Genomic DNA, 20,212 nt, shown 5'->3' with positions numbered 1-20,212 from the left:
GAAGACCATACCCGTGAGCTCATCGGCGGGGTACGGTCATGATCATTTTCAGCGCACCAGTCCGAAGAACGTACGCACCTCCCTCACGAACAGGTCGGGTTGTTCGAACGCGGCGAAGTGGCCGCCTCGACTCGGTTCGCCCCAGTGCCGGATGTCGGTGTAGCGCTTCGCCGCCCATCTGCGCGACGGCCTCGGCATCTCCTTCGGGAAGACCGAGCAGCCGGTCGGCACGGTGACCGTGTCGGTCGTCGCCGAGCTGAACCATTCGCCGACCTCGCGGAAGCTCTCCCAGTACAACCGCGCGGACGACGCCGCGGTTCGGGTGACCCAGTACAACGTGATGTCGTCGAGCATCTCGTCACGCGTCAGCACCGTCTCCGGACGGCCGCCGCTGTCGGTCCACGCCGCGAACTTCTCCACGATCCACCCGCAGAGGCCGGCGGGAGAGTCGGTCAGCGCGTAGCCAACGGTCTGCGGCTTGGTCGTCATCTGCTCCGCGTACCCGGACTCGTGCGCGTTCGCGTGCCGCAGGTCGGCGAGCGCGGCCTCCTCCGCCTCGGTGAGGTCGTCGAACGTGTCCGGGTCGGGTGCCGCTATCGGTGGCACCACGTGGATCCCAGCCAACTGACCGGTGTCCTGCTGCCCCATGCACGTGGTCACGCTCGTGCCCCAGTCACTGCCCTGCGCCCCGTACCGCTCGTAGCCCAGCCGTGCCATCAGTTCGCGCCAGGCCGAGGCGATCCGCTGCACGCCCCAGCCAGGTTCGGCAGGCCGGTAGCTGAAGCCGTAGCCGGGTAGCGACGGGATCACCACGTGGAAGGCGTCGGCGGGATCGTCGGGTTCGGTCAGCGGACGGATCACCTTCTCGAACTCGAGCACCGATCCGGGCCAACCATGCGTGAGGACCAGCGGCAGAGCCCGCTCGTGTGGAGATCGCACGTGCAGGAAATGGATGCCCACGCCGTCGATCTCCGTGCGGAACTGGGGTAACGCGTTCAGTCGTCGCTCGGTGGCACGCCAGTCGTGCTTGGTGGCCCAGTAGCCGCACAGCTCGCGCAGGTATGCGAGCGGCACGCCCTGTGACCAGTCGTCGACCGGCTCCTCATCCGGCCACCTCGTGCGCAGCAGCCTTTCTCGTAGGTCGGTGAGCTCGGCGTCCGGCACGTCTATGCGGAACGGGATCACGTCGTCGCTCCTCGGGCCATGTCGATCAGCGCCCGTGCGGCGGTGCTCCGTTGGCCCTCCGCCCGCCACGCGAGAGCTAATCGGCCCCGCAGCGCAGGCTGGACGATCTTCACCATGTGCAGTACGTCGTCGTGCTCCCGCGCCGTCGACTCGGGCACGATCGCCACGCCGAGCCCACGTGCGGCGAGTTGGGCGAGCATGGCCGGATTGGTCGCCTCCAGCCCGATCCGCGGGCGCACACCGGCGGCGGTGCACGCCTCGTCCAGCACGCTCCGCATGCCGCTGCCCACCGGCATGCTGATCAGCGTGTGCTCTTCGAGTGCGCCGAGCGTGACCCTCTTCTGGTCGCTGAGCGGCTCGCCGTACGCGACCACCGCCACGATCGGCTCGTCCGCGATCACCGCCAGTTCGAGGCCTTCCGGGTCGTTCCTGGTCAACGCGATGAGCGCGACGTCGAGCGTGCCGTCCCGCAGCTGGTCGACGAGCGCGTGCGAGTTGTGCTCCACGAGCGTGATGTCGATGCCGGGGTAGTCCCGGCGGAACCGCTCGAGTAACGCCGGCATGTCGGGCACGCCGCACGAGGTGACCATGCCGAGCCGGACACGGCCGCGTACCAGGCCCGCCATCTCGTCGGCGACGTCCCGCAGATCGTCGATGGCGCGTAAGGCAGCGCGGGCGTGCGGCAGCACGGCGGCGCCCGCGTCGGTGAGGCGGACCGCGCGCCCGGAGCGGTCGAGTAACTCCTGACCGAGCTCGCGTTCGAGTAGGCGGATCTGCGAGCTGACGCCGGGTTGGGCGACATGCACGCGTTCGGCCGCCCGCGTGAAGCCGCCCGTCTCGACGATCGTCACGAGGTACCGCAGCTGCCGGATCTCCATAACCGACCATTATACATAGGATCAGATCCAGCTGTTTGACGTATGGATCGACTCGGGCCACAGTGGTGGCATGCAGACGTTCTTCGCGGGTGACGTGGGGTATGACACCGAGATCGCCGGCTTCCAGACCGGGGTCGCGCATCGGCCGGAGATGGTCGTCGCGGCGTCCTCCGCCGACGATGTCGTCGAGGCGGTGCGAACGGCCCGTGCCCGTGGTTCACGGATCGCCGTGCAGGCCACCGGCCATGGTGCGCGGGTGCCGGCCGTCGGGATGCTGGTCACCACCCGGCGGATGTCCGGCGTGCGGATCGACCCGGTGGCACGGACCGCGCGGGTCGAGGCCGGTGTGCGCTGGTCGGTCGTGATCGAGCAGGCGGCCGCACACGGGCTCGCGCCGCTGGCCGGTTCCTCGCCCGGGGTCGGCGCCGTCGGCTACACCCTGGGTGGCGGCGTCGGCCTGCTTGGTCGCACGTTCGGGTATGCCGCGGACCACGTGCGTGCGCTCGACGTGGTCACTGCCGACGGCAACCTCCGGCACGTGACCGCCACGAGTCATCCCGACCTGTTCTGGGCGTTACGGGGCGGCGGAGAGCTGCTCGGCATCGTGACCGCGATGGAGATCGGGTTGGTGCCCGTTCCGGTCGTGTACGGCGGTGGCCTGCACTTCGACGCGGTGCACGCGGCGGAGGTGCTGGCCGCGTTCCGCGAGCTGACGGAAACGGCGCAGGAGACGTTGACGACCTCGGTCGGCATGGTGGGGCTGCCGCCGGTCGACGCGGTGCCGGAATCGTTACGTGGCAGGCATGTCCTGCATGTGCGCCTGGCGAGCACGGTGCCGCTGGAGCCCTCGTTGCTCGCCAGGCTGCGCGCGATCGGACCGCTCGTCGACCGGGTGGGCGAGGTGCCTGCCGCCGAGGTCGGCTCGATCTACGGCGACCCGGACTTCCCGCACGCGTACGTGGGCGACAACGTCCTGCTGGGTGAGCTGCCGCCAGAGTTGCTGGACGCCGTTCCCGTGTTGGCCGGGCCGGCGGCCCCGGTGCCCTGCGTGGTCGACATCCGGCATCTTGGCGGCGCGATGGCCCGCCCACCGGAGACGCCGAACGCGGTGCCCTACCGGGAGGCCACGCACATCCTCCGGGTGCTGTCACCGGCTGCCGACGTCGACGCGGCGCGGGCCGTGCACCACGAGGTGTTCGCCGCGGCGACGCCGTACGCCGTTGGCCGCGCCGCCACCTTCGGCTACGGCCCGGTGGACGACGACCCGTCGCTGCCGGCGCTGCGCGACCCGGCGACGGCGGCGCGGTTGGCGCAGGTCAGGAAGGAGGTTGAGGCGGAGGACGTGTTTTTGTCGGTGGCGGATGCGAACATATGTTCGTGACCGAGGCGACTATCCTCCATGCCGATCTGGACGCGTTCTACGCGTCGGTCGAACAGCGGGACGACCCCGCGCTGCGTGGCCGTCCGGTGATCGTGGGTGGCGGGGTGGTGCTGGCCGCCAGCTACGAGGCCAAACGGCTCGGGGTGAAGACGGCGATGGGTGGCGCGCGGGCATTACGGCTGTGCCCGCAGGCCGTGGTGGTACCGCCGAGGATGTCGGCGTACTCGGCGGCCAGCAAGGCGGTGTTCGAGGTCTTCCGTGACACCACACCGCTGGTCGAGGGTCTGTCGATCGACGAGGCGTTCCTGGACGTCGGCGGCTTACGCAAGATCGCGGGTACGCCGGAGGTCATCGCAGAACGATTACGCAGGACGGTGCTGGAGCGGGTGGGCCTCCCGATCACCGTGGGCGTGGCACGCACGAAGTTCCTGGCGAAGGTCGCCAGCGGGGTCGCCAAGCCGAACGGTCTTCTGGTCGTGCCACCGGCACGCGAACTCGAGTTCCTGCACCCGTTACCCGTGGAGCGGCTGTGGGGCGTCGGCAAGGTGACCGCCGCGAAGCTGCACGAGCGTGGCATCACCACGGTCGGCCAGGTGGCGAAGCTGAACGAGTCGACGCTGACCGGGATGCTGGGCAAGGCGTCGGGTCGACACCTGCACGCGTTGGCGCACAACCAGGATCCACGGCGGGTCCACGTTGGTCGGCGGCGCCGGTCGATCGGTTCGCAGCGGGCGATGGGTGGTCGTGCGTCGCGTACGCCGGAGGACATGGAGGCAGTGCTGGCACAGCTGATCGACCGGGTGGCGCGTCGACTCCGCGCGGCGAAGCGATGCTGCCGAACCGTGGTGCTGCGCCTGCGGTTCGCGGACTTCGCGCGGGTGACCCGTTCGCACACGCTCAGCCATCCCACCGCGGACACCGAGACGCTGCTGGTGACGGCGCGCGCTTTGCTGCGCGCGGCGTTACCCATGCTGCTCGACCGTGGTTGCACGTTGGTGGGCGTCTCGCTGGCGAACCTCGACGACGAGGACACCATGCAGTTGATGCTGCCCTTCGGCGAGGCGACACCGGGTGCGCTGGACGCGGCTGTCGACGGAGTGCGGGAGAAGTTCGGCTCTCTGGCGGTGACGCGGGCGGTGCTACTCGGGCGGGATCCAGGACTGTCAGTGCCATTGCTGCCTGACTGACCGATTTGTTTCAGTCTCCGGGAAATCCCCAGAAGAAGATCTCGTCCGGGGCGCCGTGGCGGAAGATCACCATGATCCGGCCGCTCCACCTGTCACCCAGCAGGTCCCCAAGCACCCCTGCCGGTCCGGGCCGGTAGACGCGGTCGAAGTCGGCGGCGGACGGTTGTTCGGTGCCGAAGACCTGCTTGAGTTCCGCGGAGTTCCGCGGGCGGATGGCGCCGACCTCGTCGCTGTCGGTCGAGATGATCCGATCGATGTCGAGGATGGGGTGCGCGCCCTCCTCCCAGAACTCGTCGATTTCCCTGGCCGCCGCGAGTTCGGTCAGCGACCGGGGACGCGGAAGGATCTCGTTGTCGAACTCGTCGGGATCGACGTCCTCCCATGGCCATATGTAGTCGCCGTCGGCCAGGACCTGTTCCCGTGCGGCGATGAGCGTCCTTCTGACACCTCGGTGGGGGCGACCGCTCGTCGTGCGGGGAGATCACTTGTGGTGTTCGCTTTACCCAGTGGGTCTGGGAGGTGACTGGAGTTGCAGGTACTGGCGGCTGACTTACGCCTGGACGCCAACGCGATCGACTATGTCCTGTTGGCGTTCTACTTCGTCCTTGTGCTCGGCATTGGCTACATGGCCAGACGGCATGTCTCCACCAGCATGGACTTCTTCCTGTCCGGGCGTTCGTTGCCCGCCTGGGTCACCGGCCTCGCGTTCATCTCCGCAAACCTCGGGGCGATCGAGGTCATGGGGATGTCCGCGAACGGCGCCGAGTACGGCATGCCGACGGCGCACTACTTCTGGATCGGCGCCGTTCCCGCCATGCTGTTCCTCGGCGTCGTGATGATGCCGTTCTACTACGGCTCGAAAGTCCGCAGCGTGCCAGAGTTCATGTTGCGCCGCTTCGGCAAGCCCGCACATCTCGTCAACGGCATCAGTTTCGCCGTCGCCCAGGTGCTCATCGCGGGAGCCAACCTGTTCCTGCTCGCGTCCGTCGTGAACCTGCTTCTCGGTTGGCCCATCTGGGTTTCGGTGATCGTGGCCGCGGCGATCGTGCTCAGCTACACCGCGCTCGGCGGGCTTTCCGCCGCGATCTACAACGAGGTCCTGCAGTTCGTCGTCATCGTCGCCGCCCTGCTGCCGTTGACCATCGTCGGGCTGTACAAGGTCGGTGGCTGGCAGGGACTCGTCGACAAGGTGTCCGCCGGGCCGGGCGGTCCGGAGCAACTCGACAGCTGGCCAGGCAACCAGCTCACCGGCTTCTCCGACAACCTGCTGTCCGTTCTCGGTCTCGTGTTCGGGCTCGGGTTCGTGCTCTCCTTCGGTTACTGGACAACGAACTTCGTCGAGGTGCAGCGCGCGATGGCCGCGCGCAGCATGTCCGCGGCACAGCGCACCCCGATCATCGGCGCGTTCCCGAAGATGCTGATCCCGTTCATCGTGATCATTCCCGGCATGGTCGCCGGCGTCGCGGTCACGGAGCTGCAGGGCGAGAACAAAGCGGCGCTCATGGCCGGTGAGGCGGCGCCGAGCGGTGCCACGTTCAACAACGCACTTCTGCTGCTCATGCGAGACCTGCTGCCGAATGGCATGCTCGGCATCGCGATCGCCGGGTTGCTCGCCTCGTTCATGGCGGGCATGGCCGCGAACCTCAGCTCGTTCAACACCGTCTTCACCTACGACATCTGGCAGTCCTACCTGCGCAAGGACCGGCCGGACGGCTACTACCTGCGGGTCGGTCGAGTGGTGACGGCCATCGCCACGGTCTTCGCCATCGGCACCGCGTTCATCGCCTCGACCTACGCCAACCTCATGGACTACCTGCAGCAGCTGTTCTCGTTCTTCAACGCACCGCTGTTCGCGACGTTCATCCTCGGCATGTTCTGGCGGCGCATGACACCGGCGGCCGGCTGGATCGGCCTCGTCTCCGGCACGTTCTCGGCTGTTTTCGTGTTCATCCTGTCCGAGAGCGGTGTGTGGACGATGCCCGGTCAGGGTTCGGCGTTCGTCGGTGCCGGGGCCGCGTTCGTGGTCGACATCGTGGTGAGCGTCGGCGTGACCATGGTGACGCGGCCGAAACCCGCCGATCAGCTCGTCGGCCTCGTGTACTCGCTGACACCAAAGGAAACGCGTCAGCGCGAGGTCACGGGCGAGGACGCCGGCTGGTACCGCAACCCGGGACTGCTCGCCGGGATCGTCCTGGTCATCACGATCCTGCTGAACATCTTCTTCTGAGGGAGGGCCGATGAGTACGCAAACCCGTACGTCCGCTTTCGACATCCGGCTGATCATCGCGCTGCTGCTCGGGAGCTACGGCCTGGTGATCACGATCATGGGGCTCTTCTTCACCACCGACGAGGAGATCGACAAGTCCGCCGGCGTGAACATCAATCTGTGGGCAGGCCTGGCCATGCTCGCCGTTGGCGCGTTGTTCGTGCTGTGGACGTGGCTGCGACCGCTGCGCGTACCGGCGCAGGACGACAAGGACGGGTCTACAGTGGACTGATGTTTCGGGTCGGCGGCGACGGGTAGTTCGTCCGGTATGGCTGGCGCTGAGGAGTACGTGCCGGACGGTGCGGGCATGGACGAGCTACGCACGGCGGTCCACGACTGCCGCGGTTGCGACCTGTACAAGGACGCGACGCAGGCGGTGTTCGGCGAAGGGCCGGCGGACGCCACGGTCCTGGTCATCGGCGAGGTGCCCGGCGACCAGGAGGACCGTCAGGGACATCCGTTCGTCGGGCCGGCCGGCAAACTGCTGGACCGCGCGCTCGTCGAAGCCGGCATCGACCGGACACAGGTGTACGTCACCAACGCGGTGAAGCACTTCAAGTTCAAGCGCGCCGAGCGTGGCAAGCGACGGATCCACCAGAAGCCCGGCCGCACGGAGGTTGTCGCCTGCCGGCCATGGCTACTCGCCGAACTGGACACGGTACGGCCGGAACTGGTGGTCTTCCTCGGGTCGACGGCCGCGCAGTCGTTGCTGGGAACCAGTTTCAAGGTCACCCAGGAGCGCGGCAAGGTCGTCTCGCTGCCCGACCGCCCGGAACGGGCGGTGGCGACCGTGCACCCGTCGTCGGTGCTGCGGTCGGATGACCGAGAGGCGGCCTATCAGGCCCTGGTCACGGACCTGAAGTCGGCCGCCTCGACCCTCAGCGGACTTCAGCGCCAGGCGCGCCGGTAGTGCGCGACACGGCGCGGCGCGGGTAGCGCGAACCGACGGATGACGTAGGTCAGCACCGCGCCGATGAGCAGCCACAGGAGCGCGGCGAGACCGTCGTTGAGCAACGTGCGTACCCCCTCGTTCGCCGGCACGAACAGGTCGCGCAGGCCGAGCGACACGGCGGACGACCAGTCGTTGATGAACGCGGCGAACCCGTTGCCCTGGTTGGCAGAACCAATGACCAGGACGATGTGCAACGCCAACACCACGGCGAACACGGCACAGATCACGTTCACGACCGTGCACACGATGCCGACGACCCGGCGCCGCCGCTGGTCGGGATCCGCGACCTCTTCCTGCTCGACAAGCGGCGGTTCGGCCCCGACGGCCGGATCCTCGGCGGGCGTGATGTCGAGACGTGTCCGGTCGGAATCGTACGGTCGGTTCATGGCATGACCTCTCGTCCGGCTCGAAGCAACCAAGAAGGACCTACCCGCTCACCACGCCCACAAACGCCGGACACCACGGACCACACCGACCAAACCCGCGCCGCGAGTGGCGGAAGCACAGTTCAAGGGAACGAGAACAGGACCCCAGCAAGGCCGATCGGGCACACGAGTGTCCCTTTCACTCGGACTCGCCACCGAAAGTTGTCCACAGGGCTGCGCGACCTGGGGTTTTGTCTGTGTCGGTTGGTACGATGGCCTCGGGGTGGCCCCCCGGGTATGGGTGGGGGATGCCTGCGCAACCATCTGTGTTGGCGTTGATCATGAAACCGCTCAGCCGATGTCGGAGCGTGGAACCCGTGTGGTGGTTTCACGGTTGCGCGGGTCTAGCAGCAGGCGGTGCCCGCTTCGCGGGCGGTTCGAGCAGGTGGCCGTGCGAGGAAGGCGTTCGCACCGCGCTCGGCCAGGCCGGTTCCGCGGATGTCCTGAGGGGCACCCTCAAGACGTTCAGCGTCCTCAAGACATCGGCCGCCACCGGGCCGCAACAGCCGTCTGCTTGGAGAAGCCAGGCTTTGACGAAGCCCTGCGGGTATGGGTGGGGGATGCCTACGCCCCCATCTGTCTTGGCGTTGATCATGAACTCCCGACCGCGGGACCGCGAACGCTTTGCCCAGTCCTATCTGGACCCGGCCAGACGAGGGCAACAGGGTGCCTGCCTGCGGGAGCCCTGGCGGGATCGGGTGGGAGTGCCTATGCAACCACCTGGGGGCGGTTCAGCGAGCGCGACCTGCTCGACCGCCTGGGCGATGAACATGGGGGAGTGCGGAACGCGAACGCGGATCTTGCGGGGTTTAGCGCGGAACTCGCGAGGGTTGAGCGCGGGACTCGCGGAGGCTGAAGGCGGGACTCGCGGGGGTTGAACGCGACTCGCGGGGGTTGAACGCGACTCGCGGGGCCGAACGCGCGACTCGCCGGGGCCGAACGCGCGACTCGCGGGGGTTGAGTGTGCGACTCGCGGGGGTTGAGTGTGCGACTCGCGGGGGTTGAGTGTGCGACTCGCGGGGGCTGAGTGCGCGACTCGCGCGTTCTGGTTGTTGAACTCGCCGGGCTGGGGTGTGGACACGCGGGTGTGTCGGGGGTGGACACGCGGGGGCGTGTGGGTGCTTCGGGTGGGTGTCTCGGGGGCGTGGGGTTGGGCACTTGGTTCTGTTGGGGTCGGGATTGTGTTTTAGCGTGATCGGGTGCGGGTTGGGCGGGTTCGGGTGCGGGCGACGATGCGGCGGCGTTGGCGTGCGCTGCGGATGATGGCGCGGCCGATCCTGCAGTGTTCGGTCGCCGGTGCGCTCGCTTGGCTCGTCGCTACCGAGGTGTTCGGGCACAGCAGGCCCTTCTTCGCGCCCATGGCTGTGGTCATCTGTATCGGGGTCGGGTTCGGGCAGCAGCGGTTGCGGCGGGTCGTGGAGCTTGTCGTCGGGGTCAGTGTCGGGATCGGGGTCGGGGATCTGCTGATCCTGCAGATCGGGGGCGGGTGGTGGCAGCTCGCACTTGTTCTCGGGCTTGCCATGACGATCTCCGTGCTGCTCGGTGGGGGCACGCTGGTCACCCTCCAGGCTGGGACGTCCGCGATCCTCGTCGCGACCTTGTTGCCGCCCGGGGGCACGGCCGGGCTCGACCGGATGGTCGACGCGTTGATCGGTGGGCTTCTCGGGATCGTCGCCATCGCCGTGCTGCCTGGGCATCCCCATGAGGTGCTTGATCGGCGGGTGCGGGACCTGCTCGGTGAGCTGGCCGCCGCGCTCACGGCCGCAGCCGACGCGATCACCGAGCGGGACCGGGAGATCGCCGTGCGTGCGTTGCGTCGCGCCCGTACGCAACACGCGGGCGACGACTATCGGGCCGCTCTGCGGGACGCCAAGGAGATCGTCGCCATCTCGCCCCTGCATCGGCGCCAGCGGCACCGCGTCGCGCGTTACGCGCGGGCCACCGAGCCCGTCGACCTCGCGCTTCGCAACAGCCGGGTCCTGTTGCGGCGTACTCGGTCCGCCCTCACCGACGACGAGCCCTTCCCGCCCGTGCTGCCCGCCGCGCTCCGGAAGTTGGCCGAGGCGGCCACCATGTTCGCCGGTGTGCTCGCCGAGAGCGGTGATCCCGCCGAGGTGCGGGAGGCGATTCGCGTCGCGGCCAGGACCGTCGACGCCCACGAACTGGAGCATGCCGGGTTCTCCGCGCAGGTGGTCACCGCGCAGCTGCGGTCCGTCGCCGTCGACCTGCTCCAGGCCACCGGCCTCGATCATGAGAAGGCGCGCGGCGTCCTGCCGTCCATGGACGATCGGCGCTAAAACCAGTCCCCTGAACTATTAAGCTCTGCTACATGCTCGACGTGCGAAGGATGCAGGTGCTGCGTGCCGTGGTCTCCAGTGGGTCGGTGACCGCGGCCGCCACGAACCTCGGCTACACGCCGTCGGCGGTGAGCCAGCAGATCGCCGCGCTGGAGCGGCAGGTCGGGTTGCCCCTGCTGGAACGAGTCGGCCGCGGTGTGCGCCCGACCGCGGCCGGGTGGCTGCTCACCGAGCACGCCGCGATCATCGCCAAGTACGTGGCCGAGGCGGAGACCGCGCTGGCCGACCTCCGTGCCGGGCGTACGGGCCTGCTCGCCATCCGCTACTTCGCGACCGCCGGCGCCGCGCTCGTGCCGCCCGCGCTGGCGAAGTGGCGTGCCGAGTTCCCCGGGGTGCAGGTGGACCTGAAGCTGATCGACCCCGGTGACCCGCTGCCCGAGGTCGTGCGGGGGCAGGCCGACCTGGCGATCGTGGTGTCGCCGCGGGACCAGCCGGCGGACGGCATCCGGCTGGTGCACCTGCTCGACGACCCGTACCACGCCGTGCTGCCGAAGGGGCACCCGCTCACCGCGAAGCGGGTGGTTGACCTCGCCGACATGGCCGACGAGCCGTGGGTCAGCAACGAGCTGTCCGGGGGACGGTGCCAGGAGTTGATGTTGAGTGCCTGCGCGTCGGCCGGGTTCACCCCGAACTTCATCGTCGAGAGCGACGACTACGCCACCGCGCAGGGTTTGGTCGCGGCCGGGCTCGGGGTCACTCTCATCCCGGGGCTCGGGCTCGGGCAGCGCCATCCGGCCGTCGTGGTGCGCCGCGTGCGCAATCCCGAACCCGTCCGGTCGATCTACGCCGCGGTACGCGAGACGTCGCTCGCGCGGCCCGCGCTCGCGGGTTTGCTCGACGCGTTACGGGACGTGGCGACCCAATAGCTCACAAAATATCCCCCGAACAGGCTAATTCGACTGCGTGCCACGTACGGTGATGTGACATGTGCGTGGTCCAAACATGACAGTTTGCACTAAGCCGGGTCAGTGCCAATGACAGAGGATTGAGTCGGATTTTGCATCAGACGACTTGGAGCAACCCGGGATGGAACAGAACTATCAACAGTTCTGCATGGCCGACCCGTCCTTCTACGATGCCATGCATTCTGAGGGTACGGCCGGAGAGTCGTTCGCGACCGCCTCCCGACCCCTGCCGGACGGTTGGACGTTGCGCGAACAGGCCGACTGGTTGTCGGTCAGGCCGGCCGTGCGGCAGCAAACTCCTGTGCAGGGCTGGAAAATTCACGCATCTGCCACGATGGACAACGCCGATCGGGTGCTTGACACGGTGTGGGAGTATTGCGTCGCACGCGGTATCTCGTTCAAGTTCCTTCGCTCGAGTTCCGCGTTGTTCGTCCGGGTCTCCAAGTATGCGCCGCGTGGCTATGCCGGAAAACTCGTCACGATTTACCCGGAAAACGACGAGGCCTGCGAGAAAATCCTCACCGAACTCGGCGAACAACTGGATGGCGAGCCGAGTCCCTACATTCTGAGCGACCTCCGCTGGGGCCAGGGTCCCCTGTATGTCCGGTACGGAGCGTTCACCCACAGGTACACGGTGGACGATTCGGGAGCGATGGTCGCGGCGATCGCCGACCCGGACGGCAACCTCGAGCCCGACCGGCGTGGCCCGGTCTTCCACGTGCCGTCGTGGGTGACGCTGCCGAAGTTCCTCGAACCGCACCTCGCGGCCCGCAACGCGGTCACCACGACCGATCTGCCCTACACGATCGAAAAGGTGCTGCACTTCTCCAACGGCGGCGGCATCTACGTCGGCACCGACACCCGCACCGGCGACAAGGTCGTGCTGAAGGAGGCCCGCCCGCACGCCGGGCTCGACGGCCGGCGCCACGACGCCGTCTACCGCCTGCACCGCGAGCACGAGACGCTGACGAGACTGGCCGGCATCCCCGGCATCCCCCGCGTGCACGACTTGTTCTGGCTCGGCGAACACCGGTTCCTCGTCATGGACCACGTCGAGGGCAACACGCTCGGCAAGTCCATCGTGCTGCGATTCCCGCTGATCGATCCCGACGCGACGCCGGAGGACTTCGCGGAGTTCACCTCGTGGGCGCTCGACATCCACCGCCAGATCAGCGAGACCATCGCGCAGGTCCACGAGCGCGGCATCGTCTACGGCGACCTGCACCTGCACAACGTCCTGGTGCGGCCGGACGACACGGTCGCCCTGCTCGACTACGAGGTGGCCGCACCGGTCGAGGAGTCGACAGCCCCCGCGCTGGGCAACATGGGGTTCGCCCCGCCGAAGGGTACGCAGGGGTTCGACATCGACGACTACTCGCTGGCCTGCCTCAGGTTCGCGCTGTTCCTGCCGATGACCGACCTGATCGGCCTGCACCGGTTGAAGGCGCGGCACTTCGCGGAGGTGATCACCGAGCACTTCCCGGTGCCGAGGGAGTTCCTCCAGCCCGCGCTCGACACGATCGTGCCGCCGGGCACACCGGACCTGTCGAGCCCGCGCCTCGAACCGGACCCGGCCGCGTGGCCGGAGATCCGTGCCGACCTCGTGCGGTCGATCCACGCGAGTGCCTCCCCGGACCGCGACGACCGGCTGTTCCCCGGAGATCCGCAGCAGTTCGCGGTCGGTGGGCTCGGCCTCGCCTACGGTGCGGCCGGCGTGCTGTACGCACTGGACGTCACCGGCGCGGGCCGGGTGGAGCAGTACGAGGACTGGCTGATCAAGCATGCGACCAACCCGAAGGTCGGCAGCAGGCTCGGCCTGTACGACGGCCTGCACGGCGCCGCGTTCACGCTCGCGCACCTCGGCCACCGGCAGGAGGCACTCGACGTCGTCGACATCTGCCTGCGTGAGAACTGGGAGTCCATCGGTCACGACCTGTTCGGCGGCGTGTCCGGGTTCGGGCTGAACCTGTTGCACCTCGCCGACTCCACCGGCGAGCCGGCGTTGCGGGTGGTGGCGCGCCGGGCCGCGGAACTGGTCGCCGAGGCATCCGATGAGGACACGGGCACAGACGCGGACGATCCGATCAGCGGCTCCGGACAGCCGTGGGCCGGGTTGTTCCGCGGCCGGTCGGGCGCCGCCCTGTTCCTGATCCGGATGTACGACGACACGGGTGACGTGGGTTTCCTCGACCGCGCCGCCGACGCACTGCGCTACGACCTGCGTCGCTGTGTGGTGCGGGACGGCATGCTCTGGGTCAACGAGGGTTGGCGGACCATGCCGTACCTGGACGGCGGCAGTATCGGCATCGGCCTGGTGCTCGACGAGTACCTGCGCAGGCGCCACGACGAGCAGTTCGCGACCGCGGCGCGGGACGCGGCGCGTGCGGCGCGGTCGCCGATGTACATCCTGCCGGGCCTGCTCACGGGCCGAGCCGGCGTGCTGCTCTACCTGGCAGGGCGGTCCGCCGACCCTGCGCACGACCCGGACGTGGCCCGGCAGGTCCGCAACCTCGCATGGCACGCGTTGCCGTACGGCGACGGGATGGCCTTCCCCGGCACCGCGTTGATGCGGCTGTCGATGGACCTCGCCACCGGCACCGCCGGTGTGCTCCTCGCGGTCGCCGCGGCACTGCACGACCAGCCGGTGCACGCCCCGCTGCTCGCCCCGTCACGGGTCGAGCCACCACAGACCCCCACGCCGGCTGGCGTGGGCCAGTAAGAAAACCCCCGAAAAAGGAGCCATCATGGCACTGCTTGACCTCCAGGGCATGGACGCCGTTCCGCAGACCGGTGGCGGCGGCCACAGCAACTCGAGCGGCCACTCCTGCGACGCGTCGAACCTGTCGGTCGCGGTCTGCGAGGGACACTCCGTCCTGAGCGTGGCGATCTGCCACAACTGATCGGTCACTTCTGACGTTCGCGTGACGTCGAGCGGGACGCGGTCCCGGACAACTGGCGTTTGTCCGGGGCCGCGGCCCTTGGTCGAAAGGGTAACCGTGACGGCTTTCGCGGAGATAGCCCGAAAGTCCGCTGGCTGGTTGCCGGTGATCGGCGCCAGCGCGTTGCTCGGCACCCTGGGCTCCCTCGCGTTGCCGGTCATGCTGGGCCGGGCCGTCGATTCGATCGTGACCGGTGGTTCGCCGCGATGGCTCTGGTTCGTCGTCGGGTTGATCGTGCTGAACATCGCGGTCAGCCTCGTCGCCGCGTACGCGGGCACGGCGTGCCTGGCCGGCACGACGGCGTGGTTGCGGGACCGGCTCGTGCGGCACGTGCTGTCGGCCGGGCCGCGGCACGGGTTCGAGACTGGCGACCTGGTCACCCGGATGTCCGGCAACGCGGCCGAGGCGGCTAACGCGGGTCCCGCGTTGGTCACGGTGTGGACGGCAGTGCTGCCACCGGTCGGCAGCCTGGTTTTGCTGGCATACCTGGACATCTGGCTCGCGGTCGCGTTCCTCGCCGGGCTCTCGCTCGTCGCGGTGGTGTTGCGGGTGTTCACCCGGCGCACCGCGACCGTGGTGAGTGCCTACCTGGCCGCGCAGGGGCGGCTCATGTCCCGGTTCTCCGAGTCGCTGACCGGGGTGCGGACGATCGCGGCTGCCGGCACGGTCGAACGCGAGGAGCGGCGGGTGCTCACCCAGCTACCCGCGTTGCACGCGGAGGGGATGCGGAGCTGGCAGGTGCTTTCGGGGTCGGCGGCGCAGGGGGCGGTCGTGGGGCCGCTGGTGCTGGTGGCGGTGCTGGGAACCGGGGGTTGGGGACTCGTGGCGGGACGGTTGACGCCGGGAGAGCTGTTCGCGGCCGGGCAGTACGCGATGCTCGGCGCGGGGCTCGGTTCGCTGACGGGAGTGTTCGGACGGTTGGCGCGGGCGCGCGCCGGTGCGGCGCGGGTCGGCGAGGTGCTGTCGGCGCCGGCGGTGCGGTACGGCGAAGAGGCATTGCCGTCCAGTTCTGGATCTTTGGAGTTTCGCGGTGTTTCGGTCGGCTCGCTGCTGACCGACGTGTCCTTCACCGTGTCAGGTGGGTGTGTCGCCGCGGTCGTGGGGCGGTCCGGGGCGGGGAAGTCGGTGCTGGCGCAGGTCGCCACCCGGTTGCGTGACCCGGACAGTGGTGCGGTGCTGCTGGCTGGGGTGCCGCTGACATCGTTGTCGCACAACGAGTTGCGGGCCGCGGTGGGGTGCGCGTTCGAACGGCCCCACCTGGTGGGCGCGACAGTGCGGGACGCGATCGTGCCGGGCGGTGAGGAAGCGGCCAGGGCGACGCACACACACGAGTTCGTGTCGCGGCTACCGGACGGGTACGAGACCCCGCTCACCGAGGCACCCATGTCGGGCGGCGAACTGCAGCGGTTGGGGTTGGCGCGCTCCTGGCCGGCGTCTCGCCTGCTGGTCCTGGACGATGCGACGTCCAGTGTGGACATGGTGACCGAGATGCGCATCAGCGATGCGATGGCCGACGCCGTCGGGCGGACGAGGCTCGTGGTCACGCACCGGCTGTCCACCGCCGCGCGCGCGGACGTCGTGGTGTGGCTGGAGGCCGGGCGTGTGCGAGCGGTAGGCCCGCACGACGAACTGTGGCGTGACCGAGAGTATCGCGAGGTGTTCGGATGACCGGCGCGTCGAAACCCGGGGACCTCCTGACGCACGAGCGGGACTTTCGTGCGGGGTGTGGGGTGTCGTGTGAAGCGTGAGTTGCGGTTCGCCCTCGCGTCGCTCAAGCGGCGGTCCACCCTGGCGCTCGTTGTCTGGTCCGTTCCGGAGGCTTTGCCGGCCGCGCTCTCCGGGTTGGTCGTCGCCAACGCCGTCGACCGGGGGTTCCTCGCCGGGCGGCTCTGGGTGGGGCTCGGCTGGCTCGGGTCGTTGCTGCTCGTTTCCGTCGTCGGTGGCATGGGCTCGAGGATGGTGTTCCGGCGCCTTGGCGGTCTCGCCGAGCCGTTCCGGGACGATCTCGTCAGGCGGGTGGTCGGCGGGGCCCTGCGCAACGGGGTGGCCGAGCGGCCGGATCATGGGGCGCTTGCCCGGCTCACCCGGCAGGTGGAGGTCGCGCGGGATACCTATGCCGGGCTCGTCCTGGTCGTGCGGGGCTTTCTCGTCACTGTCGTCGGGGTGGTCGTCGGGCTCTCGTCCGTTGCGCCGGTGATTGTTCTTCTGATTCTGCCGCCGTTCCTGTTGGGACTCGGGGCGTTCGTCGCCGTGTTGGGGCTCGCCGCCGCGCGTCAGCGGGTCTCCGTGCTCGCCGACGAACGGCTCAGTGCCGCCGCCGCTCAGGTTTTCGCCGGTACCCGCGATGTTGTGGCCTGCGGTACCGAGGAGCGCGCCGCCGCGTTCGTCAAGGCACCCATCGACGAGCAGGCCGCTGCCGAGCGGGCCCTCGCCGGGGTGGCCGCCCTGCGAACCGCGTGTTTCGCCGTCGGCGGATGGCTTCCGCTGCTCGTGTTGCTCTTCGCCGGGCCGTCGCTGGGGCTCAGTGCTGGCGCGCTCCTCGGCGGCGCCACATATGTCCTCTTCGGACTGCAGCCCGCCCTGCAGAGCTTCGTCTCCGGGGTCGGGGGCAGCGGGCTTCGGTTCGTGATCACGCTCGGGCGGGTGCTCGACGGCAGCAACGTGCCCGCCGCTCCGGAACGGCCGCACCAGGCCACGGCCGGGCAGGCCGTCGTGTTGCGTGACGTCACCTTCGCTTACGGGCCGCACGCCGAGCCCGTCGTCCGGAACCTCGATCTGACCATCGCTCCGGGAGAACACCTTGCCGTGGTCGGGCCCAGTGGCATCGGTAAGTCCACTGTGGTCAGCCTGGTTTGTGGGCTGCGCCGGCCCGACCACGGCGAGGTGACGCTAGGCGGAACCCCCGCCGCCGGACTGTCCACCGCCGCGCTCGCCGCCGCCAGGGTGCTCATTCCCCAGGAGGCCTACGTCTTCACCGGCACCCTGCGCGACAACCTCACCTACCTGAACCCCGACGCCACCACCGCGGAGCTCGACGCGGCCGTCGCGGCGATCGGTGCGGATCTCGGCGACTACGACGCCGAGATCCACCCCCAGGACATGTCCGCCGGAGAGCGACAGCTCGTCGCGCTCGTCCGCGCGTTCCTCTCGCCGGCGCCGCTCGTCGTGCTGGACGAGGCGACCTGCCACCTCGACCCGGCCGCGGAGCGCCGTGCCGAACTGGCTTTCGCCCGCCGGCCCGGCACACTCGTGGTGATCGCCCATCGGATCAGCTCCGCCCTGCGTGCCGATCGCGTACTCGTGCTCGACGGCGCGGGCGCCACCGTCGGTGATCATGGTGCGCTGTTGCGCACCTCCCCGCTCTACCGCGACCTCCTCGGCCACTGGGAGGCCGGACGGACCCCAACCTCACAACCAGCCTGACTCGGTCGCGATCCGGATCGCGTCGATCCGCGACCGCGCACCCGCCTTGTTCATGGCGTTTGACAGATAGTTGCGCACCGTTCCCGGCGACAGTGACAGCTGTTTCGCGATTTCCGGACCGCTCGCGCCTTCGGCGGCAAGTCGTAGCACCGTCAATTCCCTCGGGGTGAACGGGTTGCTGCCGGCAGACAACGCGGCGACCACGAGGTTCGCGTCGATCACCGTGCCGCCGTCGGCCACGTTCCGTATCGCGTGTAGCAACCGGGTCGCCGGTGCGTTCTTGTCGATCAATCCCGACACGTCCGCGGCAAGCAAACGCTTGAGCAAGCCGGCTGGACGTTTCACGGTCAGCGCGACGATCTGACACTCCGGCAATCGCTTGCGTAACTGTTGTACTGTTGTCAACCCCTTGGTCTCCGGTAGGTCGGCGGACACGACGGCCACGTCGGGTCGCAGCCGCAAAGCCACGGTCACCGCCTGCTGGTCGCATTTCAGGTCCGCGATGACCTCTATGTCCTCCTCGTCCTCCAGCAGGCTCACGAGAGCGGTGCGCAGAAGGTCCATGTCCTCCGCAAGCAACACCCGGATACTTCTCCCATCTTGCTCCATCGAGTCGTTCTCGGAAACCTGACGCGTCATGCCTCTCTCCTCCAGGGGGACGGTTATCTGCTTGTTCGGCGACCCGTCCGATCGCCGTTCCCTCCTGCCGGGGGATCCCGGCGAGTCGAATTGCTGTTACGAGTCGTCCTTCTGCTGGAGTAACGAGAGAAACATTCAGGTGGATACGCTCCCGTAATGCCACGGAAAATATCCGGCCAAATTCCCGGGTTGGAGTAACAGCGACCCGGTCGGATGATTTTCATGAATAAGCCGTCTGGTGCAGGCGCACTACGACGACTGCACCAAACGGCTCACCCGAGTAGCGGTCAGGCCTGTGCCGGGACCGCGCCGAGCGCGCTCGCGACGAGGGGCGTGTAGCCGGCGGTCTGCCCGGCGGGGTTCGGGTGGTAGGACTCGAGGACCGGGTTGGACAGGCCGTTGAGCCACTCCACGTTGTCGCAGACCGCGTGCCCGGTGAAGGCGGTGCGGACGTCGACGAAGCGGAACCCGTGCGCCGCCGCCCGGCCGCCGATGGTGGTGGCGAGCAGGTCGGCGGTGTTGTTGAGCGCGGTCTGCTCCGACGGGCTGATCCGCGCCAGGGCGTTGCACTCCTGTCCGTTGAACAGGCGTGGGTAGCCGACCACGGCGACGGTCGCGTTCGGCGCCTTGGCGCGGATCTGGGTGTAGAGGTTGTCCAGCGCGCCCGGCAGGGTGTTGCGGATGTAGTTGTTGGCATTGTTGATCTGTGTCGTGCACGTCCACGGCCACGGCAGCGCGCACCGGGTGATCACGTCCGCGAAGCCGGCGTCGTTGCCGCCGACCGACACGGTCACGAACGCGGTGCTCGTGTTGAGGCCGCCGAGCTGGTTGAGCACGTCCGGCACCTTCGCGCCGGAACACGCGACGAAGGTCAGCGGCGCGCCGAGGCGAGCCGCGACCTGCACCGGGAAGGCCTGCGGACCGCGGTAGCAGGAACCGCTGTCCGAGTAGTAGGTCCTGGTGCCGACGCCGGACGAGTACGAGTCGCCGAGCGCCGTGTACGGGCCGGCTGCCGCCTGTGCCTGCCCGGTGCCGGTCAGGCACAGCAGGGTGACGGCCGAGGTGATGACGGATAGTCGCAGGGAACGGATACGCATGGGCTGCCTCCATACGTTCGCAGGGAGTCCAGGGTGACTGGACACGCTCAGCGTGCGGTCCTGTTTGATCAGCGGGCAATCGGCCGAAACGGTAGGAATTTTCGGCCAATCGAGCAGTATTGCGACTTTCTGTCAGGCCTGGTCGTCGTAGGGTCGGGGCATGTGCCGAAACATCACCGCGCTGCGTGGGCTCGAACCCGCCGCCACCGCGGAGGAGATCGAGGCGGCCGCGCGTCAGTACGTCCGCAAGGTGTCCGGCGTCCAGACGGTCACCGACAACACCCGCGAGGCCTTCGAGCGGGCCGTCGCCGAGGTGACGGCCGCGACCACGCGCCTGCTGGAAGAACTGCCGCCGCGCAAGCAACCACCGACGACGGTCCCGCCGTTACGACGCCCGGAAGTCCAGGCCCGGATGGCCGCCAAGGCGACAAAGGGCTGAGCCGGCTGGCGGTGACAGCCTGTGAGGTCCCACACCTGCAGGTGTCCTGACAGGGGATTTCACATGAACTCGGGGTAAAGTCGCGGGTTGCTCGCTGCTCTCCGTGACCGGACGCAGCGCCCGAACCTCGGAGGGGACC

17 protein-coding genes are annotated in these 20,212 nt (G+C 68.6%); 12 read left to right on the top strand and 5 right to left on the bottom strand.

Features of this window, described 5'->3' with window-relative positions; genetic code table 11:
• Positions 1-48: 48 nt before the first annotated feature.
• Complete coding sequence (locus VF106_RS05435; protein ID WP_330838442.1) at positions 49-1,185, bottom strand: epoxide hydrolase family protein; 1,137 nt, start codon at positions 1,183-1,185, stop codon at positions 49-51.
• A complete protein-coding gene (locus VF106_RS05430; protein ID WP_330838441.1) occupies positions 1,182-2,063 on the bottom strand; it encodes a LysR family transcriptional regulator in 882 nt (293 codons plus the stop codon). Before VF106_RS05430 ends, VF106_RS05435 begins: the two co-directional genes overlap by 4 nt.
• 70 nt (positions 2,064-2,133) lie before the next feature.
• On the opposite strand from VF106_RS05430, the gene VF106_RS05425 reads away from it, so the two are divergent.
• The 5 genes from VF106_RS05425 (at position 2,134) to VF106_RS05405 (ending at position 7,807) form a co-directional block, all read left to right on the top strand.
• Positions 2,134-3,444, top strand: a complete 1,311-nt coding sequence (locus VF106_RS05425; protein ID WP_330838440.1) for an FAD-binding oxidoreductase — start codon at positions 2,134-2,136, stop codon at positions 3,442-3,444.
• Complete coding sequence (gene dinB, locus VF106_RS05420; protein WP_330838439.1) at positions 3,435-4,631, top strand: DNA polymerase IV; 1,197 nt, start codon at positions 3,435-3,437, stop codon at positions 4,629-4,631. The genes VF106_RS05425 and dinB overlap by 10 nt, the downstream gene beginning before the upstream one ends.
• A gap of 529 nt (positions 4,632-5,160) precedes the next feature.
• Entirely contained in the window at positions 5,161-6,858 is a 1,698-nt protein-coding gene (locus VF106_RS05415) for a sodium:solute symporter family protein (RefSeq protein WP_330838438.1), read from the top strand.
• Positions 6,859-6,868: 10 nt separating this feature from the next.
• The gene (locus tag VF106_RS05410; protein WP_330838437.1) at positions 6,869-7,129 is read left to right on the top strand and encodes a hypothetical protein; all 261 of its coding nucleotides are present in this window, start codon (positions 6,869-6,871) and stop codon (positions 7,127-7,129) included.
• Positions 7,130-7,165: 36 nt separating this feature from the next.
• On the top strand, positions 7,166-7,807 hold the full coding sequence (locus VF106_RS05405) for a UdgX family uracil-DNA binding protein (RefSeq protein ID WP_330838436.1): 642 nt from the start codon (positions 7,166-7,168) through the stop codon (positions 7,805-7,807).
• On the opposite strand, the gene VF106_RS05400 is transcribed toward VF106_RS05405, so the two are convergent.
• Entirely contained in the window at positions 7,786-8,235 is a 450-nt protein-coding gene (locus VF106_RS05400) for a hypothetical protein (RefSeq protein WP_330838435.1), read from the bottom strand. The two genes, VF106_RS05405 and VF106_RS05400, sit on opposite strands and share 22 nt — an antisense overlap.
• A 1,238-nt stretch (positions 8,236-9,473) precedes the next feature.
• On the opposite strand from VF106_RS05400, the gene VF106_RS05395 reads away from it, so the two are divergent.
• The 6 genes from VF106_RS05395 (at position 9,474) to VF106_RS05370 (ending at position 17,898) form a co-directional block, all read left to right on the top strand.
• Positions 9,474-10,571, top strand: a complete 1,098-nt coding sequence (locus VF106_RS05395; protein ID WP_330838434.1) for an FUSC family protein — start codon at positions 9,474-9,476, stop codon at positions 10,569-10,571.
• 32 nt (positions 10,572-10,603) lie between these two features.
• Positions 10,604-11,497 carry a LysR family transcriptional regulator gene (locus VF106_RS05390; RefSeq protein WP_330838433.1) on the top strand — a complete coding sequence of 298 codons (894 nt, stop codon included), beginning with the start codon at positions 10,604-10,606 and terminating at the stop codon, positions 11,495-11,497.
• A 160-nt stretch (positions 11,498-11,657) separates the two neighbouring features.
• Complete coding sequence (lanKC, locus tag VF106_RS05385) at positions 11,658-14,255, top strand: class III lanthionine synthetase LanKC (protein WP_330838432.1); 2,598 nt, start codon at positions 11,658-11,660, stop codon at positions 14,253-14,255.
• 25 nt (positions 14,256-14,280) lie between these two features.
• Positions 14,281-14,436 carry a SapB/AmfS family lanthipeptide gene (locus VF106_RS05380; protein ID WP_330838431.1) on the top strand — a complete coding sequence of 52 codons (156 nt, stop codon included), beginning with the start codon at positions 14,281-14,283 and terminating at the stop codon, positions 14,434-14,436.
• Between the two features lie 96 nt (positions 14,437-14,532).
• A complete protein-coding gene (locus VF106_RS05375; RefSeq protein WP_330838430.1) occupies positions 14,533-16,143 on the top strand; it encodes an ABC transporter ATP-binding protein in 1,611 nt (536 codons plus the stop codon).
• Between the two features lie 69 nt (positions 16,144-16,212).
• Positions 16,213-17,898, top strand: a complete 1,686-nt coding sequence (locus VF106_RS05370; RefSeq protein WP_330838429.1) for an ATP-binding cassette domain-containing protein — start codon at positions 16,213-16,215, stop codon at positions 17,896-17,898.
• Here VF106_RS05370 and VF106_RS05365 read toward each other — a convergent pair.
• The gene (locus tag VF106_RS05365; RefSeq protein ID WP_330838428.1) at positions 17,884-18,537 is read right to left on the bottom strand and encodes a response regulator transcription factor; all 654 of its coding nucleotides are present in this window, start codon (positions 18,535-18,537) and stop codon (positions 17,884-17,886) included. The two genes, VF106_RS05370 and VF106_RS05365, sit on opposite strands and share 15 nt — an antisense overlap.
• A gap of 287 nt (positions 18,538-18,824) precedes the next feature.
• Positions 18,825-19,634, bottom strand: a complete 810-nt coding sequence (locus VF106_RS05360) for an SGNH/GDSL hydrolase family protein (protein ID WP_330838427.1) — start codon at positions 19,632-19,634, stop codon at positions 18,825-18,827.
• Between the two features lie 160 nt (positions 19,635-19,794).
• On the opposite strand from VF106_RS05360, the gene VF106_RS05355 reads away from it, so the two are divergent.
• Entirely contained in the window at positions 19,795-20,073 is a 279-nt protein-coding gene (locus VF106_RS05355) for a DUF2277 domain-containing protein (RefSeq protein WP_330838426.1), read from the top strand.
• Positions 20,074-20,212: the final 139 nt, after the last annotated feature.

This window comes from Actinophytocola sp., from assembly GCF_036378875.1.
GTDB lineage: Bacteria > Actinomycetota > Actinomycetes > Mycobacteriales > Pseudonocardiaceae > Actinophytocola.
The sequence above is the reverse complement of the archived record's forward strand: the minus strand, read 5'-3'. Positions and strand labels throughout refer to the sequence as shown.